This window comes from bacterium, assembly GCA_037128595.1.
Taxonomy (GTDB): Bacteria; Verrucomicrobiota; Kiritimatiellia; order CAIKKV01; family CAITUY01; genus JAABPW01.
Window position 1 is genome coordinate 101,874 of the sequence record JBAXWB010000014.1, and the last position, 18,144, is coordinate 120,017.

The 18,144-nt window shown below is 56.6% G+C and carries 10 protein-coding genes; 1 reads left to right on the forward strand and 9 read right to left on the reverse strand.

Going from position 1 to position 18,144, the window contains the following annotated elements; all coding sequences use genetic code 11:
* Positions 1-4: 4 nt before the first annotated feature.
* The 9 genes from WCS52_10400 to WCS52_10440 form a co-directional block, all read right to left on the reverse strand.
* Positions 5-1,177 carry a glycosyltransferase gene (locus WCS52_10400; protein ID MEI6167596.1) on the reverse strand — a complete coding sequence of 391 codons (1,173 nt, stop codon included), beginning with the start codon at positions 1,175-1,177 and terminating at the stop codon, positions 5-7.
* Positions 1,174-1,716: a hypothetical protein gene (locus WCS52_10405; protein MEI6167597.1), complete on the reverse strand. Its 543-nt coding sequence runs from the start codon at positions 1,714-1,716 to the stop codon at positions 1,174-1,176. The genes WCS52_10400 and WCS52_10405 overlap by 4 nt, the downstream gene beginning before the upstream one ends.
* A complete protein-coding gene (locus WCS52_10410; protein MEI6167598.1) occupies positions 1,709-3,541 on the reverse strand; it encodes a GNAT family N-acyltransferase in 1,833 nt (610 codons plus the stop codon). Before WCS52_10410 ends, WCS52_10405 begins: the two co-directional genes overlap by 8 nt.
* Positions 3,542-3,608: 67 nt before the next feature.
* Entirely contained in the window at positions 3,609-5,963 is a 2,355-nt protein-coding gene (locus tag WCS52_10415) for a glycosyltransferase (protein MEI6167599.1), read from the reverse strand.
* 115 nt (positions 5,964-6,078) lie between these two features.
* Entirely contained in the window at positions 6,079-6,567 is a 489-nt protein-coding gene (locus tag WCS52_10420; GenBank protein MEI6167600.1) for a response regulator, read from the reverse strand.
* 82 nt (positions 6,568-6,649) lie between these two features.
* Positions 6,650-9,454 carry a PAS domain S-box protein gene (locus WCS52_10425; protein MEI6167601.1) on the reverse strand — a complete coding sequence of 935 codons (2,805 nt, stop codon included), beginning with the start codon at positions 9,452-9,454 and terminating at the stop codon, positions 6,650-6,652.
* A gap of 427 nt (positions 9,455-9,881) precedes the next feature.
* Positions 9,882-10,352 carry a transposase gene (locus WCS52_10430; GenBank protein MEI6167602.1) on the reverse strand — a complete coding sequence of 157 codons (471 nt, stop codon included), beginning with the start codon at positions 10,350-10,352 and terminating at the stop codon, positions 9,882-9,884.
* Positions 10,353-10,762: 410 nt separating this feature from the next.
* Positions 10,763-13,789, reverse strand: coding sequence for a chemotaxis protein CheB (locus WCS52_10435; GenBank protein MEI6167603.1), 3,027 nt, complete (start codon positions 13,787-13,789; stop codon positions 10,763-10,765).
* Positions 13,790-13,803: 14 nt separating this feature from the next.
* Positions 13,804-16,401: a PocR ligand-binding domain-containing protein gene (locus tag WCS52_10440; protein MEI6167604.1), complete on the reverse strand. Its 2,598-nt coding sequence runs from the start codon at positions 16,399-16,401 to the stop codon at positions 13,804-13,806.
* Between the two features lie 54 nt (positions 16,402-16,455).
* Here WCS52_10440 and WCS52_10445 point away from each other — a divergent pair, with 54 nt between their 5' ends.
* A complete protein-coding gene (locus WCS52_10445; GenBank protein MEI6167605.1) occupies positions 16,456-17,874 on the forward strand; it encodes an MFS transporter in 1,419 nt (472 codons plus the stop codon).
* Positions 17,875-18,144: the final 270 nt, after the last annotated feature.

The following is an 18,144-nucleotide window of genomic DNA, read 5'->3' on the forward strand; positions in this document are numbered from 1 at the left end:
AATATTAAGCCGGCATAGGGGGCGAGGGAATAGATTTATTGTTAGAAATTGATGAGCGGGCCTTGGTAATGGATTGTTTTACCTGACGAATGATGAGTTGGGCGGCATGGGGCCGGGCCAGACGCAAGGCGGCCGCGCTCAGAGACCGGGATCGCTCCGGATTCTCCAAAATGGGCCATACCTTGAAAGGGGCGTCAAAGGGGTCTACCAGTCGAACGGCGGCACCGTGTTCCAGAAGATACTCCCCATTTCGTTGTTCCTGACCGGGAATGGGGTCGAGGATCACAAGGGGGCGGCCCATGGCTAACGCCTCAGCCGAGGTCAATCCGCCAGGTTTACTGATGACAATATCGGCCACGCCGATCAATTCATGGATATTTGAAACAAAGCCATGTAGGACGACCGGCATCATCAATTCCCGGGCTTTTCGGGTGGCCTGTTCTTTCAGGGGTTTATTGTTGCCGGTTACGACCACCAGTTGAGCGTGAAGAGGCTCCTGGATAAATGAACTCAACACATCCACGATCGAGCCAACGCCAAAGCCGCCGCATAATATCAGGATCACCGGCAGGTCGGGCGCCAGGCCCAGGCGGATGCGTAAACCCGGAATATCGGTTGGAGGAACAAAATCCGGGGATATCGGAATTCCTGTCACCCAGACGCGGCCGGGAGATTGGCCGCGCCGGATCAACTGTCGGCGCGCCTCCTCCGATCCTGTAAAATACCCGTCAACATTGGGGCAGGACCACAGTGAATGGGCGGCAAAATCAGTGACCACCCCGAACAGGGGGGCTTGCGTGGTGCCATCCGGTGTGCGCCGTCCCATGATTTCCAGAGGGAGAAAATGGGTGCAGATAACGGCGTCCGCATGAACCTCCCGCCGGAATTGTTCGAAGGCCTGGGTATTTAATTTATTGAATATGGCGCGGATCCGCCGGTGCCAGGGGCTCTGGCTTTTCCGGTCGGTGAGCGAATAGAGGTAACCCCAGAGCTCGGGGGTTGACCGGACCATGCTCAAATAGCCCTCGGCATAAGTGGTTCTGAACAGGGGGGGGGTGAAATCCAGGATATCATGGACAATCGCGTCTGCGCCTTCCAGGAGGCAGGCCACCTCAAGCGCTTGTGCGGCTCGCTTATGGCCCGCCCCGGCAGACGCGTGGAGAATGAGGATTTTCATGACTCATCCCTGCCCGTTACACGGACTGTGGCGGAAGAGGGGCCGGAGTGACCCCGACGGAAGGAAAGCCAGAAGATACAGGCGCTTAAGGTCAGGTACATCACATAATCTGTGGGAACGCCCAGTAGCCAGTGGTGGTGCCAGGGAATACCCTGAGGATTGAATTTTGACAGGCCAAACGCAGGATTGAAAACGAACCAGAGAAAATCTTCCAGAATCCAAAACAATGCCAGACTTCCCAGCACGCGGAGTTCAAGTCGAATGCCGGGCCGGCCATGGATAAAGAATCCGAGATGAAACACTAGCATCATGAAGAGAAAAACCCAGGCATGATAGCCGGTCAAAGGCCGGCCACCCCAGACACACTCAAGCAACCAATGGTGCTCAATCCGCCACGTGGGTAGATTGGCGGCCCACCCGGCCGCCCCTTCAATCTGAATTTCGACCATGGCAAAAACAGCGGCCAGCAGGCTGACCATGGCCAACAAGCGTGTCAGTCTGAGTTGATCCTGGCCCAGCCTCCGGCGTTCCTCAGGCACATTGAGCCTGCCGTTCGGATTCAGTCACGACCCCGTGATGTCGAAGATACTCCCCTGCGTGTTTCCCCATATAGAGTTCCAGAAGGCGGGGGTCGGTACGCGCTAAATCCACCACCAGGAGGGCGTCCAGTGCCATACTGAACTTGGGGTCGACATTGCAGGACAATACCCGCCCTCCCATTTTCAGGTATTGGCGAATCAGGACAGGAATCTCTTTTCCGTCCGACTCAATTTGACCAACTATTTCGGACAGGGCCTCGAGGTCAGGGATCCGGCAGGCCAAGTCCAGCGCCGGCCCGGCCTGATTTTCTTTGATGTGGAAGGGGTTCCGGGGGCGTACGGAAAGCGGGGACGGCCCATCCTGTTTTTCCTGCTCAAAGAATCGGGCTAATAATTGGCGGGAGGTTTCATGATAATGATTGCTCATGCTCACCGTCCCGAACAAGTTCCGGTATTTCGGATTTCTGGCCACAAACGTGCCGATCCCCTTCCAGAGCAACAGGAGCGGAAGGTGTTTGCGTTGGTATTCCTTGCGGACGAAAGAGCGGCCGATCTCGATGGCCGGGCATAAGGAATCAATAAATTTCCAGTCATAACGGAAAAGGGTACTGGTATAAAGACCCTCAATGCCGTACTGAGGTATAATTTTATCGGTCAAACCCAGGCGATACGCCCCGACCACCTCGGAGGTCTTTTGGTTCCACACGAACAGGTGCTGGTAGATCCGGTCAAAGACATCGATGTCCAAAGTCTGGCCGGTGCCCTCCCCGACGGCCCTGAAGGTCACTTCGCGCAAACGGGCGATTTCACGGATCACACAGGGAATCTGATTCGCGGTGGAGATATACACGCGATAGTCGCCCACCTCATGTAATTGTTGTTCCGGCCGGAGCCAGCTGATTTCCCTGGCCAGGCTGTTCGCGCTGACGGCCGGGATCACCGGCTTCAGGCGTTTAGTCCAAACTGGTTTTGCCGGATGTTTCCGGGTGGGCGTACGAGCGACCCCGAGACATTGTACTCGCATTTTCAAGTAACGGGTGAGTTCCTGGTCGTCCTGGATGAGCATCAACTTTTCGTGTCGGAGCGCCTGTCCGATGCTGACGTTGATTCGATGCCCCGCCTTATTGATAATCTCCCTGGCGAGCAGGGCGGTCCGCAGCCGGGGATGAATCAGACCCGCAATCTGGAAGAGGGGGCCATTGGCGCCCTCGAAGAAAACGGGAAGAACGGAGGCGCCGCTATGCCGGGTCAGACGGGCAACGGTCGTATGCCAGTCGGATTCACAAATCCGCCTGCGGGTCGGGTCAAAATGAGCCACTTCACCGGAGGGGAACATGGCCAAGGCCCCGCCGTTTTTAAGCCATCTCAAACTTTGTCGGACAGGGGACGTATTCTTGGCGGTTGCTGCGGTGTTGCCGAAGAGGTCCACGAGAATCATGTGCCGGTGAAGTTCCGGAATGCCCGAGAGCACCTGATTGGCCATCAGCTTGATGTCAGGCCGGACCGCGGTCAGGAGACTTAGCAATATCAGGCCTTCGACCCCGCCGAAGGGGTGATTGGCGACGATCAGCAAGGGGCCTTCGCGGGGGATCGCCTCCAGCCCACCTTGAGTAATGGTGTAGCTGACATTCAGATGGGACAGGGTGCGATCCGCAAACGACCGGGAATCAGGCGTCTCCTGGATTTCAGTGTAGAGTTCGGAAAGCTTGTCTAATTGCAGAACTTTTCTCCCGACATGGGTGGCGAGGTTCGCCAGTCCCAAGCCGGGAAAATGCCAGGTGGCAGAGGGGATGTCCGGACCATCAAGCGTGTGAATCGTTTGCATAATGTCGCCATCATAGGGCGACATTGTTAAAAGCAGGTGAGGCGGGGGTTAGAAAACGGTGATGGTGTCAGGAGAAATGATCGAGGGCCCGGTCCCAGCTCATTTCGCGAGCCGTTTTCAGGGCATATTGGCCCATGGCGATACGTTTCTGCTCATCCTGAACCAGTGCCTGGATTCCGGCACATAGCGGGAGTGGAGTTCGCACATCCACCGCCAGGCCAGATCCGTTTCTTGCAATGATTTCAGCCGGGCCGCCTTGAGTGGAAACAATGGCGGGCAGACCGGAGGCATGGGCTTCCAGTACCACATTGCCGAAGGTGTCGCTGTCGCTGGGGAAAACGAACAGATCGGCGCTGGCATAGGCGGCCGCCAAGGCGTCCCCGGTTAGAAACCCCGTGAAACAAATATTGCGGTCTCCTGCCTCCTGCCGGAACGTCTCGAGTTCAGGGCCATCCCCGACGACGATTAAATCGAGATTAGGAGTGGTGCTCCGTGCCAGATGAAACGCCTCAAGCAGGGTCTTTATGTTTTTTTCACGCGAAACACGGCCCACATACAGCATCTTGAGATTTCCGTTCAATCCATAGTGTTTCCAATAATTCTCATCCCGTTTCCCGGGATTGAAACGGGCCAGATCCACCCCCCTGGGCAATACTTTCAGCCGATCCTTGTCAAACCCGTTTTCGGTCAGGAGCTTTTTATAATACTCACTTGGTACATAAATCCGGTCCATTTGTCCGTAAAACCACAGCATATAACGCCACGCCAGTTGTTCGAGCACTTCATCCTGGGTGAGGCACTTGACGTATTTCGGGAAATCCGTGTGGTAGATGCCCACCGTCCGCAGTCCAAGGAGTCGTGTTGCCGCCAGTGCCGTCAACCCCATGGGGCCGGGGGTGGAGATGATCACCTCGTGATAATTTCCTCGTTCCAGGGATTCAATTATGTCCAGAAACGGGGGGAAGGCCATTTTCTGGGAAGGATACTCGGGCAGCGAGAACGTCCCCAGGGGCGGGAAGTTGATGGTTTCGGCTCCAGTGTCAGGGGCGGTCGGCATGGAGGTCATGACGGTAATCTCCCCCCCCCGGTCACGGGCTTTAGCGGTGAGCATGCGAATGGTGTTTGACACCCCGTTCACATCGCTGAAGGTATCCGTGATCCACACCCGGCGATGGCTGCGCTCGGGATAAATGGTTCCTCCGCCCAGGCGGGAGGCGGCGTCCCGAAGAAACCGCTCATCTTTATGCTGGACACCGAATGCGGTGAGATAGGGGGCAATGCCGAGCATCACGGTGCCCAGCGAGGCCAACGTTTGAAATCCATCCACAAGACGACCGTCCTCGACATGTCCCAAAAATTGCTTCAGGAACGTATATCCGAGTTCATGGCTGATCTGGCTGGCCGTGGCGAAACTCTCAACATCGGATCCGATGCGCTGGCCTTCCCGTCCACTGGCCGGGGCTGACGTTTCCCGGATTTTTGAAAAGGACTCCACTAATAGCCGCTCGCCGGGACTCAGCTTCCGGATGCGATATTTCTTTACCACCCGTTCAGCCCAAGCCCGGACTGGCCCGGAGCTTTTTTCGGGCGCTTCATACCCGCTCAACAGGCGCTTGAACAATTCGCCCAGCACGGAGGAGCCCGTTCCCTGGTTCATGATGCGGTTGCGGTAATACTGGTAGGCAATGTGGTAGAGACTGTGCGCGAGACGCAAACTGGTGCCTGAGGTCCCCCGGGGTTCATGACGGCCCGCCCGCAGGTGTTCCAGGAATGACTGAACTGAATCCGCGTGAGGGGTGATGGTGTAGGCACTGGCGGCATAGACTCCACTGTGGTCGTCGCTGCCGCCGGTAAACCGCTTCACCCAGGCCTGCTCGCCCTGGGGCGGGATTCCGTGCCGGTCGGCCATGGCCCAGAGTTGAGCCTCGGTAAGCTGGGAAAACAGCGCCACCGTCAAATCTCCCGCCCTGGGGTGGCGTGACCCGTTGATGGCCTCAAAACGCTCAAACAGCAGGAGCAGTTTCTCGACATGCTCAATGGTAAGCAGGTCATTAACACGGAAGAGCGGGTGCGCAATGACATGCAGGATCGCTTCGTCGGCAAGATATTTCCGCAGGTCGTAGATATTCTTTCTGAGCGTCTGCATCTCTGCAAACTGTCGTTCTGTGATGTTCTGGACCAGGCAATGGATCTTGCAGCCGTCCTCGGGGAAATAGGTGGTCAGTTCGGCGGAAATGAAACTGTCCGGCAGGTGGGCAATTTCAAGCGCCCCGTCAATGCAGTTGTGATCAGAAATGGTGACAAAGTCCATGCCTTTTTGTTTGCAGATGCGATAGACCTCCGCAGGTTCAGTAAAACATTCGGGCGCACCAATCCGCCGTAAAAACCATTCGGTTGGCCGATCCGAATGTTTGCTGTGCACATGGAGATCTGCTTTTGTAATTAATGGGTCTAAGGTCCCGATATTCATATACCGGGAATCATCGCTCAAACAGGTTACCCAAGTGTGAGGGAATGGTGAGAACTGTGTGTGGACATCACTTGATGTCGAAGATTTTTGACAACAGGCCGCCTTCGACCTGCCGAAGCAAATTAATTACCGTATCCGGGGTCTTCGGCAGCTCATCTGGCTGGAGTGGCGGGGGTTCGCGACGCCGGAGGGCGGTATGAATCCGGGCGAGCAGCACCTTCATGTTGAAGGGTTTGGTGATATAATCATCTGCTCCCTGTTCCAGCCCTTTCACCATATCCGCATCTTCGCCCTTGGCGGTAACCATGATCACCGGGATGCCCGCCGTTTCGGACCTGGCTTTGAGCATCCGGCAAATTTCCAGGCCACTTGCCCCTGGCAACATCAGGTCCAGCAAAATGAGATGAGGCTTTCTCTGAGGAATCAGCTGCAGGGCCTGTTCCCCGTTGGTGAGGCCGGTGACCTCATATCCTTCCCGCCTAAGGCTATAGGTGAGAAGGCTCAGGATATCCGACTCATCCTCTACAACCAAAATATGTGCTGGAGCTGTTTTCATGGGTAATTTCACATGCATAGTACGCAAACCAGGATGTGAAGGGAAAAAGTATCGTGTTAGAAAATAGTTAGGAGGCAGCTCATTATCCCAACACCTGCGTCACGAGTTCCTGAAGTTGTTGCTCGGTATAGGGTTTGGGGAGGACCCCTTTAAACCCGAAGGAGGCGTAATCGGCCATGATGGGGCCTTCGGAATAGCCGCTGGAAACAATCGCTTTGGCGGCGGGGTTGAGCGCGAGGATCTCCCTGAGCACTTCCTGTCCGCCGATCCCGCCCGGGATGGTGAGATCCAGGATGAGCAGGTCAAAGGGCGCACCGGACTCCATGGCTTGTTTATAAAGGTCAACCGTCTGGCGTCCCGTATCGCTGGTCGTCACGACACAGCCCATGTGTTTGAGCCAGCGGGGGATCACCATGCGGATGAATTCCTCGTCATCCAATACCAGGAGTTTAGGCGTATGTGTTAAGGGCGCAGGTTCGGGCGGGACCGGTTGCTGATGCGGTACTGCCGGGGAATCAGAAGCGGGGAGATAAAGCGTGAAGGTCGTGCCTTTCCCCAGTTCCGAGATCACCCCGATATGGCCGCCGTGTTTTTTGATAATGGAATAGGTCGTTGCCAGGCCCAGTCCGCTACCTGTTTTCTTGGTGGTGAAGTAGGGGTCGAAGATGCGGTCAATGGTTTTGGCATCGATGCCGGACCCCTCGTCCCGCAGGGTAATCTTAACATAGTTGGCACGATGAAGACGGGGAATGGAGTTATCCCGGATTTCCGCATTCTCCAGGGTGATGTACAAGTGGCCGCCATTCGGCATGGCCTGGCGGGCATTGGTGGTGAGATTGGAAATCACCTGCTGGATTTGCCCTTTGTCGGCGTTCGCCTTCCAGAGGTCATCCGCTTGATGATAGACCAGCTTGACATTGCTTCCCGTCAGGTCAAAGCGGGCGACCTCCTCGACCAATGTTCCCAGACTGACGTCCTCTTTGACGGGATCGCCACCCTTTGAAAACGTCAGCAGCTGTTTGGTGAGTCGAATGGCGCGAGTCATGGACTTCTCGGCGTTTTCGAGGGGTTTAATCCCCGGGTGATCGGGGGGGAGATCCTTCTTGGCCAATGAGATATTTCCGAATAGGCCCATCAGGATATTGTTGAAATCGTGGGCTATGCCGCCCGCAAGGAGCCCGATACTCGTCAATTTTTGCGTTTTCAGAAGTTCGGCCTCGGCATGTTTGCGCTCAGTGACATCCACGGCTGACGATTGGTAGCCTATCATTTTTCCATTCTCATCGCGGACGGTGGTGGCCATGCCGTGGGCCATAAAGGTTGAACTATCCTTTCTTTTCGCGATATAATCACCCTCCCATTGGCCGGTCGTGTCGAGAGCGTGAATGATCGCGGCGGCCTCGTTAGGATCGTTGAGGAAATGCATGATCGGTTTGCCGATCACCTCGCTTTTGTCGGAATAGCCCCAGATCCGCAGGAACATGTCATTTGCCTCGGTAATGAGGCCATTCAGGTCGGCAATGCTATTGGCGGAAATAGATTCATCAAATACCAGATTTTTCAGGCGCAGAGCCTCTATGGTCTGCTTGCGCTCGGTGATGTTCATGTAGGTGCCCAGAATCCCGATGACCCGCCCGTGTTCATCGTGCAGGGGAATTTTGCTGGTCTCGGCCCAGGTCTGTCTGCCGTCTGACTGACGCTGCGGCTCAATAATATGATATTCAGGCTGGTCATTTTCCATTACCCGCCGATCGACGCTGACAAAGAAATCGGATTCCTCTTTTTTCCAACTGAACTCATAGTCGGTTTTACCCACAATATTTTCCGGGGAGCCGACCCCGGCTGCCTGGGCAAAGGCGTTGTTGCATCCCTGATAGACGGAGTTCCGGTCCTTCCAGAAAACCAGGTCGGGAATATTGTCGATAATCAAACGCAAAAAATCAGCGGCCCGTTTGCGCTCGGTGATGTCGCGATAGATGGACTGATAAGTCCCGTCCGGCATCATCTTGGAGTGCATCTCAATATCCATTTTCGAGCCATCCGGACGCACAATGATGCGCTCATTTACCAACACTTCACCCTGTTGAAGCAAGTCAAAGCGTAGCGGGGTTTCTGCCAGACTTTTCGGGTCAAACAAAACCTCTTGTATATGCTTCCCGATCAATTCACTCGGTTTTACACCGGCCAGCTTGCACATGCACTCATTGGCCTCGATGATGATGCCCTCGTGGTTACCCACCAGGACTCCATCCACTGCATAATTAACAAGTTCACGATACCGGCTTTCACTGGTTTTAAGGGCCTCCTCGATCTGCTTCCGCGCCGTGATATCACTGATGACGATGCGGCGAACGGGCGCCATTCCCGGATCCCGCGCGATGGCCGCATCCAGGTGTGCCCAGTAGATGGTCGCATCGTTTTTCACCAACCTGAGTTCACACGATTGCGGGGCACCGGTATCAAAAAGTTTTTTACGAAGGAGATAGTAGATATCTTGATCCTCATTGAAGATGAACTGGGAGAAGGGCTTTTGGATGAGTGCGACACGGGTCGAGCCCAACAACTCGGTGGCAGTCAGATTGGCTTCCAGGATCAGCCCCTTCTCACTGACGGTGCAATAGCCCGCCGGGGCCAGATCGTAGAGGCTAAAATAACGTGCCTGCAGCGCCTGGAGTTCGGCTTGAGCCCGGCGTAACTCCTCGTTTTGCATCTCCAGCTCGATTTGATGGACATGCAGTTCATGAAGCGCCTGTCGCAACTTTTCAGGCGACAGGGTGTTGAGCTCGTCAAGTGGTGAAGGGGTCTGGCCCTGCGCGATGGCTTCAGCCCGTCGGCGCAGCTCGGAAGATAAGGATGCAGGCTTCATGTCGGTGTTTTCGTTTGTCATAGTCATCTCCCGTTCATTTCATACCCCGGAGGAGTGGCACCCTTTCAGGGTGCATTCCGTTCCTATCGGCTTCGCCTTCGCCCCCGGGGTTTCACCCCGGGCTGAGGAGTGGCAGGCCTTCAGCCTGCTCATTCCGTCACCCTCTCCGTCCAGCACCCCGGGCTGAGGAGTGGCAGGCCTTCAGCCTGCACTACCCGTCACCCTCTCCGTCCAGCACCCTAGGCTGAAGAGTGGCAGGCCTTCAGCCTGCTCGTTCCTTGCGCACCCCGACGAGGTGCTATTTCGTTCGAGCACCCCGGGTGCGCAACTCCTTCTGGGCACCCCAACGGGGTGCAACTCCTTAGCCTGGGGCAACGCCCCGGGACCGGTATGTCCATCCGCCCAACCCACTGCACCCTGAAGGGGTGCCACCGCTCCCACAATTGCCTCAATCCCAAACATATTTCTCATCAAACGCCACGCCATGCTTTGTTAAAAACGCCCGATATTCATCCTGAAACGTTATCCGGCGATGATGCTCCTCCTGGTTCAGGATATACTGCATTACCGCTTCCGTTCCGGATTCACTCACGGAAAACGCGGCATAACCGCTTTGCCACGCGAATTTCATCAGAAACGGGTCATTAATCTCGGGCTTCTGCGTTTTAATCCACGCGGACGTTTCTTTTTTCACGGTACCCACCACCTCGGCTACCGCTGCCGTGCGGGCCTGCAGGAAAAAGAGATGCATATGATCGATGACGGAGCCGACCTGGAGCGCAGGACATTCCAGATTGTGCAGGATGCCGATGGTGTAGGCGTTCAGGTGTTCACGCAGGTCCGGATAGGCGAGTGAGCGATCGCGGAGTTTGGTGCTGAACGTGGCGTGGATGAGAATGCGTGAGAGTGATTGTGACATGGTTTATTTCCCGCTCGTATCTCTGTTGCACCCCTTCAGGGTGCGAGTAACCCCATTTTCATTTCTCGTTCCCCGGGGTTTCACCCCGGGCTGAGGAATGGCACCCTTTCAGGGTGCATACCCCATGAGCACCCCAACGGGGTGCAACTTTGCCCGAGCACCCCAACGGGGTGCAACTCCTTAGCCCGGGGGCCACACCCCGGGGTTACCACGCCTAGCTGCCCAAGCCACCGCACCCTGAAGGGGTGCTACTCTACCTTGTCCCCGGGGTTTCACCCCGGGCTGGAGAATGGCAGGCCTTCAGCCTGCTACCACCAAGCACCCCAACGGGGTGCAACTCCTTAGCCCGGGGGCAACGCCCCGGGATTACCACGCCCATCATCACATCCCCGCTGCACCCTGAAGGGGTGCTACTCCTTCAAGCCATCCTTCAGTTCGTCCACGGCCCGTTCGGTCGTGGCAATACCATAGGTTTCTCCCGCGTCCGTCACCAGCGCAGTGGCAGTGATCATCACGGTCACGATCCGGCCATCCTTGGTGAGCCGCTGCATACGGCACGGTTTAACGGCCTCAGCATGGCTAAGCTTATTCACCAGGGCCAACACCTCCTCGTGGTGGTGTTCCGGGACCATGTCGTGAATGGTCATGGCCAGGGCTTCGGGTTCGCTCCAACCGTATAACCGTGTGGCGGCCGGGTTCCAGGCCAGAATGCGGCCATCCAGACTTTGCACCGTGATGGCGTCATAGGCATCGGTCATCACCACCGCCAGACGGCGAAAGCCCTCGGCATTCTTCAATGCTTCCTTAGTCGCTGAAATATCGGCAAAGGTGATGACGGCCCCCTCGATCACGTTCGTAAGCGTGCGGTAGGGGCGGATGCGCATCGAGTACCACTTGCCGTCGGTAGACAGCACTTCCATTTCCTTGGGCACCAGGGTGTCCAGTACGGCCTGCGTATCGGCCACCAGACTGTTGTAGCCAGTCAGGTTGGAAACGATATGCGACACCGGTCGCCCGACGTCGCTCTGGATCAAGTTGATGATCTGGGTGGCGGCCGGGGTGAACCGCAGGATCCGCAGGTTATGGTCCACGAAGATGGTGGCGATGCCGGTCCCGGCCAGCAGGTTGCTCATGTCATTGTTGTTGCGCGTCAGCTCCAGTACCTTGGTTTGGAGTTCCGTATTGACGGTGGCCAACTCCTCGTTGATGGACTGTAGCTCCTCTTTGGAGGTCTCCAGTTCCTCGTTGGTAGACTGCAATTCTTCGTTAACCGACTGCAGTTCCTCATTGGAGCATTTGAGTTCCTCGTTGGAGGTCTCCAGCTCCTCATTGGCGCTTTGAAGGAACTCTTCCTTCGTCCGTAATTCCTGCTTGAGTGAAGTGATGTATTCCTCTGTCGTGAGCCCGCCGAATTCGGCGGAGTCCGTGCCGGCAGGGCTTCCGATCGGAAGCGGTTTCACTTCTGGGCCAGCCGGTGAAGCGGGAGTGACCGGTCCCGGTTTAGGGGTGGCCGGCGCTTCCTCCAGACTGACCAGATAGAGGCAGGCATCCGGCGTTGCGGCAGACTCGTCCATTACCGGGCGGATGTTCAAGTTGACGGTGGTGTAGTGACCATTGTTTTTGACGCGCAAGTTGGGGCATTGCACCGCCTGTTTGCCGGACACGGCTTTATGCAGAGCGGTCGTCAGGGCGTATTGCAACCCTTCCCGGGCCATCTTCAGGATGTTGTTGATGCCTGCTTCGCCCGGGGTCGGTTCGAGATACAGGCCGGTACGTCCGTGGAGATAGAGAATGTCACCTTGGCCGTTAACGAGTGCGCCGGTGGGCGCGACCTGTTGCAGTAACGCCTGCTCGGTCAGCTCGCGCAGGGACAATCTTTTGCCGCCGGGCTTTTTGTCGATGGATCGCAGGCGTGCAGACGCATCCGGCGACTGAAGGGTGGACAGGGCTGTGCGCGAGGCACTGTGGAGGTCTTCCCTGCGCCGATACAATTTCAACTTGGTATCAAGCGGCGAAAAAAGAGTCTCAAATTCGCCGATGGTCTCCGACGTGCCTAAAAAGAGAAAGCCGCCGGGGTTCAGGGCATAGTGAAACAGGGGAATGAGTTTCTTCTGAAGATCTCCCCCCATATAGATCAGCAGGTTACGGCAACTGATGAGGTCGAGCTTGGAAAAGGGCGGGTCCTTGATCACATCCTGCTCGGAAACAATCAGCATATCCCGGATTCCTTTGTGAATGCGGTAGGCATCACCGTCAGGTTCCGCCACGAAAAAGCGCGCAAGTCGTTCAGGAGAAATGTCGGCGGCAACACTTGCGGGATAGAGCCCATTCCGGGCGATGGCAATGGCATGAGTGTCAATATCGGTGGCAAAAACCTGAATACGGAAACTCTGCTTATGGGCCTCCAGTTGTTCCTGCAGCAGGATGGCGATAGAATAGGCTTCCTCCCCGGTGGCGCAACCGGGTGACCAGACGCGGATGACGCTACCGGCAGGCCTGTTGGAAAAGAGTTTCTGGATAACCTCGGATTCAAGGGCTTTGAACGCCTCCGGGTCACGGAAGAAACTGGTCACGCCGATGAGCAGATCCCGGAACAGGGCGTCGAGCTCGGACGGCCTGGTTTGAAGATACTTGACGTATTCATCGACGGAGTCGATCTGCTGAACCGCCATTCGCCGCTCAATACGGCGGTTAATGGTGCTTGGCTTGTACTGTGAAAAATCGTGGCCGGTCTGGGTTCGCAGCAGGATGAAAATTTTCTTCATTGCATTTTCCGCCTTGGATGGCGGAAGGATGGCGAGGCGGGGCGGCTTGCCAAAGGAGTGGGTCACATAGGCGATGAGCTGGGCGGGCATCTCCGCCGGGGGGAGCTCGTAGTCGACCAGGCCGGTGGCCAGGGCGCTGCAGGGCATTCCGTCGTACTCCGTGGAGGAGGGGTTCTGGGCCATGGCCATGCCACCCTCTCCTTTGATGGTCCGCAACCCCAGGGTGCCGTCGCTACCGGTGCCGGAAAGCACAATACAGATGGAATGCTCGTGCTGGTCCAGGGCCAGGGAGCGGAAGAAAAAATCGATAGGCATACGCTGACCATGCGGTGTGGTGGGCTCAAGTAATTGGAGGGAGCCGTTCAGAAAGGCCATGTCGCGGTTGGGGGGGATGATATAGGTACAGTTGGGTTGCACCGTCATGCCGTCCTCGACTTCGAAGACTTGCATGCGGGTATACCGCCGGATCAGATCCGTGAGCATACTCTCGTGGTCCGGGGCCAGATGTTGAACCAGCACAAAGGCCATGCCGGTATCGGTGTCGGTGGGCATGCCGGAAAAGAAAGCTTCAAAGGCGGCGAGTCCCCCGGCAGAGGCGCCAATTCCGACGACAGGGAATTGGGTGCGTGAGCTTTCGTTGGGCAGGGGGGCGGGTTTGTCTTTGGTTTTCATGGTGATTCCTTGATTTACGGCGCCGACGGAGCGGCGCCCTCCATTGAATTCAGTGGAGGGTTTTGCTCTGTCAAAACCTTCCTTAATACATCCCTTAGCTGATCTTCCGTATAAGGTTTTGCAATGATGCCTTTAAACCCGTAAGCGGCATAATCAGACATGACCGGGCCTTCCGCATAGCCGCTGGAGGCGATCGCCCTGGCCTTCGGGTCAATGGCCAGAATGGCCTTAATCACCTCCTGTCCGCCCATCCCGCCCGGAATGGTCAGGTCCAGAATCATCGCCTGAAAAGGAGTGCCCGCGGCCAGCGCCTGTTTATACAAATCAATCGCGTGTTGACCATCAGCGGTCACTTCTACGTTACACCCCGACTGCATCAGCCAGCGTGGAATCACCATGCGGATATACGCTTCATCATCGAGAACAAGTATTTTTGGAGCGTGTTGTAAAGACGAAGGATCCACAAGGGGGGGGAGGGGGAGGGGGAGAGGGGGATCCTGAGATTCGGAAACAGGCAAATAAAGGGTGAAGGTAGCCCCCTTGCCGAGTTCTGAGGCCACCGCAATGTGGCCTCCATGTTTATTAATGATGGAGTAAGTCGTGGCGAGGCCCAAACCGCTGCCGGTTTGCTTGGTGGTGAAATAGGGGTCGAAGATCCGGGTAATCGACTTCGGATCGATGCCGGTTCCTTCATCCCGCACGATAATGCGGACGTATCGGCCTGCGGGAAGATTAGGGAGGGCCTCACTCGGGAGTTCGGCATTCTCCAAGGTGATATACAAGTGTCCCCCATTCGGCATGGCCTGGCGGGCATTGATAGTGAGATTCGAGATGACCTGTTGGATCTGCCCTTTATCCGCTTTAGCCATCCAGAGGTCTGCTGACAGTTTCAGCACAGGCAACACATTGCTGCCGGACAGGTCGAACCGGGCCACATCCTCAACCAGCGCCCCCAGACTGACGTTTTCCTTGACCGGGGCACCGCCTTTGGAGAAGGTCAGCAACTGTTTGGTGAGCCGAATAGCCCGGGCCATGGACTTTTCCGCATCTTCAAGTGTCTTGAAACCTGGGTGTTCCGAGGCTAGTTCGCTTTTCGCCAGGGCGATATTCCCGAACAACCCCATCAGGATATTGTTGAAATCATGGGCAATGCCGCCGGCGAGGGTCCCGATGCTCTGAAGCTTCTGCATCTGTTGAAGCTCCGCTTCCGCGCGTTTGAGCTCGGTGATGTCGAGAATGTTGACCACCACCTGAAGGATTCGCCCAGTGTTATCCCGCACAGGGTGGGCATTGCACAGGACCCAATTAGGGCTGGTGTGGCCGGGAATATTGATCCCTAAAATTTGGTTCTTAAGCTGATCACCCGAGGATAAAACCCGGTTGACGGGGTAAAGGGCAAGGGGTAGCGGGCTGCCATCCTCATTCAGAAAATGCCAATAGGGATCTGTGGCCGCTTTTCCACGCAATTGGTCATCGGTCAATCCGAGCGCAATAGAGGCCATGGGGTTGGAGTAGAGTATGGTGGTGTCCGGGGCATGAACCACGACGCCCGTTGCAAGGTGATCCAGCAGGATCCGTTGCTGCTGTTCGCGCTCCCGCAAGGTCGATTCAGCCTGTTTGAGGGCGGAAATCGAACGGGCCTGTTGGACGTTCTGGTAGGCCGCCGAGGAGAGCTGGTTGGCCAGAGTGAACAGGGCCTGCGCCACTTCATCGAAATGCATTTTGGACATGGCGGGGACTTTACGAAAGGCCTCGATGAACAAGCGTTCGTTGGCGCCGATTTCCCGGGCATAGGCCAGCATGGCTTCTTCTGTCTGGGTTTCGTCCCGAACCTGTCCAATCAGCCAGTTGGCAATGTGTTTCCCGCCCACCGTCATGCTGGCGCCCGCATCCCAGAGTCCCCCGCTCAGGCAGGGTTGCACAATCGGGCCCATGGGGTGATAGCGCCCGATGGCCGCATCGGATTTATAACAGTTCGCGCACCCTTTTTCGGTCTTGCGAATGATTTTGCTGCATAAATCAGTGAAGTTGCTGGCTTTGGTGATGGGAGTGCCATCGGGGTGGGTGATGATGGAGGCCACGCCTGTGGCTTGGGCGAACTCGTCCTGGATGCGTTGGATTTCATCAATATTGAAAAGATCTTCAAAAGTGATGGAACCGCTCTCCAGCGGCTGGGTCAGCGTGACCAGCCGTTTTTCAATGGCCTCTTCCAGCCGGTATTTTTCAGTCACATCACGGAACACCAGGACGACCCCTGAAACGTGGCCATGGTCATCAGTAATGGGGGCGGCTGAATCGGAAATCTGGAACTCAGTCCCGATTTTTGAAATGAGAACGGTGTGGTTTGCCAAACCGACCGTTTTCCCAAGAAGAAGGACTTTTTCGATGGGATTTTCGGACAGTTCCCGCGTTTTGGCGCTGATGATATGAAAGACGTCCCTGATGTTTCTTCCAAGCGCTTCCTGCGCGGTCCAGCCGGTGAGGGTCTCGGCCACCGGATTCATGAGGGTGACCAGGCCTTTGGCATCGGTGGCGATCACGGCGTCTCCGATGGAGTTCAGCATGATGCGGAAGTGCTGGTCACCCGTCCGATCACTATGATCTGCGTCCATGATAAAAACTCCCAAGTGACGGGGATGTTACACCTCAAGGTGAAAAGTTCAAAGTTGAAAGTTCAAAGTTGCGGGTTTAAAGTGGCCACCCTGATTTCTAACCCCAACTTTGAACTTTCAGCTTTGAACTCTCAACTCTCACCACATGATCCTTATGGTGCCTGGCGCAGTCCGGCCTATCGTTCCTTTTCGGCGGCATGGCTTGCCCTGACGATGGCGGGGCAGATCGAGACGGTGGCCGTGGGGATTCATCTCTATTCCCAGACCCAGACGGTGATGGCGTTGGGGTGGCTGGGACTGGTCAAAGCGTTGCCGGTGATGTTGCTGTCGATTACGGGTGGCCAGCTGGCCGACCGGTTCAACCGGCAAAAACTGATTGTTATGACGCAGGCGGCCATGGTGGTGGCAACGGCCGGCCTGACGGGCCTGGCCTGGGGGGAGGCCCCCGTTCACTGGTTTTATCTCTGCATCCTGCTCAGTTCGATCGGACAGGCGCTCGGCGCCCCGGCCCGGTCGGCGATCCTGCCGCAACTGGTCCCGGTGGCGCTCTTCAGCAACGCCCTGGCCTGGAATACGAGTCTCTACCGGGTGGGAACCATGATCGGCCCGGTTCTGGGGGGATTGCTGCTGGGACATCACAACGTGACTCCGCCTGCTCTGGCCCTCGCCTTTCTGCTGCGCGGTGGCGGTCTGCTGGCTATTGCCCGATTGAAGCTGGAAGACCAGGCCCGACAGGCGGTGGACCGGTCGCTAAAGAGTATGCTGGAGGGGATCCGCTTTGTCAGAAATAATAAAGTCATTCTGGCGACGCTCACTTTGGATTTGTTTGCCATGATGGTGGGCGGGGCGACCTATTTGCTCCCGCTCTTTGCGCAGGATATTTTACAGGTGGAGGGGCTGGGACTGGGGTTGTTGCGGGCGGCGGAAGCGCTGGGGGCGATTGTGATGGCCATGGCGATTGCGCATTTGCCGCCGATCCGGAATGCCGGCCGGGCTATGTTGTGGGCGGTGGCGCTGTTTGGGGCCTCCACGATCCTGTTCGGGATCTCGCAGTGGTTCTGGTTGTCGCTGGTGGCCATGTTTCTGATCGGTGCCAGTGATAATATCAGTGTCATTGTCCGGCACACGCTGGTGCAGGTCTTGACCCCCGATCACATGCGGGGGCGGGTATCGGCCGTCAATAGTGTGTTCATTGTGGCGTCAGATGATTTGGGCGGTTTCGAATCGGGCCTCAGCGCCAGGGCGTTTGATCTGATGACCTCCGGGCTGGGCTGGGCGGCCCCGGGGTTGTCCTCGCGCATGGCCGGGGCGGTGGGGTCGGTGGTCTTCGGGGGCCTTGGGGCGGTGGTGGCGGTGGTGGGGTGTGCTCGGCGTTGGCCGGAGGTCTTGCGACTGGGTTCACTGCGCGACATCCGGCCGGCTGAGGCGGTTCGGGTCCAGGAACGGGCGGTCGAGGAAGACGCGCTGAAGTGAGGACCGCCGGTTCCCGGGGTGTCCTAGCGGGCTGATTTGGCGGCCGGCCCCCAGAACAACAGACCCACTTCCAGTATGAGGCGATAGGCTGGTTTATAGTCATTTACAGTTTATCCCCGTGCAAGGCGGGCCCGTAGCAACGAGCAGGGATATTTCGGGAATGATCAGCATGGATACTTCTTTACAGCCTATACCGCAAAGTTACACTAGCGACATTAGCCCGAGTTCGCCAGTTGGGCGGGTATTGAAGTTGTAAGTCATTGGAAATCA

Excerpts from the sequence above, each read along its gene's own strand:
- WCS52_10400 (MEI6167596.1), bottom strand. The coding sequence starts at position 1,177 with ATGAAAATCCTCATTCTCCACGCGTCTGCCGGGGCGGGCCATAAGCGA.
- WCS52_10410 (MEI6167598.1), bottom strand. The coding sequence starts at position 3,541 with ATGCAAACGATTCACACGCTTGATGGTCCGGACATCCCCTCTGCCACC.
- WCS52_10420 (MEI6167600.1), bottom strand. The coding sequence starts at position 6,567 with ATGAAAACAGCTCCAGCACATATTTTGGTTGTAGAGGATGAGTCGGAT.
- WCS52_10425 (MEI6167601.1), bottom strand. The coding sequence starts at position 9,454 with ATGACAAACGAAAACACCGACATGAAGCCTGCATCCTTATCTTCCGAG.
- WCS52_10430 (MEI6167602.1), bottom strand. The coding sequence starts at position 10,352 with ATGTCACAATCACTCTCACGCATTCTCATCCACGCCACGTTCAGCACC.
- WCS52_10435 (MEI6167603.1), bottom strand. The coding sequence starts at position 13,789 with ATGAAAACCAAAGACAAACCCGCCCCCCTGCCCAACGAAAGCTCACGC.
- WCS52_10440 (MEI6167604.1), bottom strand. The coding sequence starts at position 16,401 with ATGGACGCAGATCATAGTGATCGGACGGGTGACCAGCACTTCCGCATC.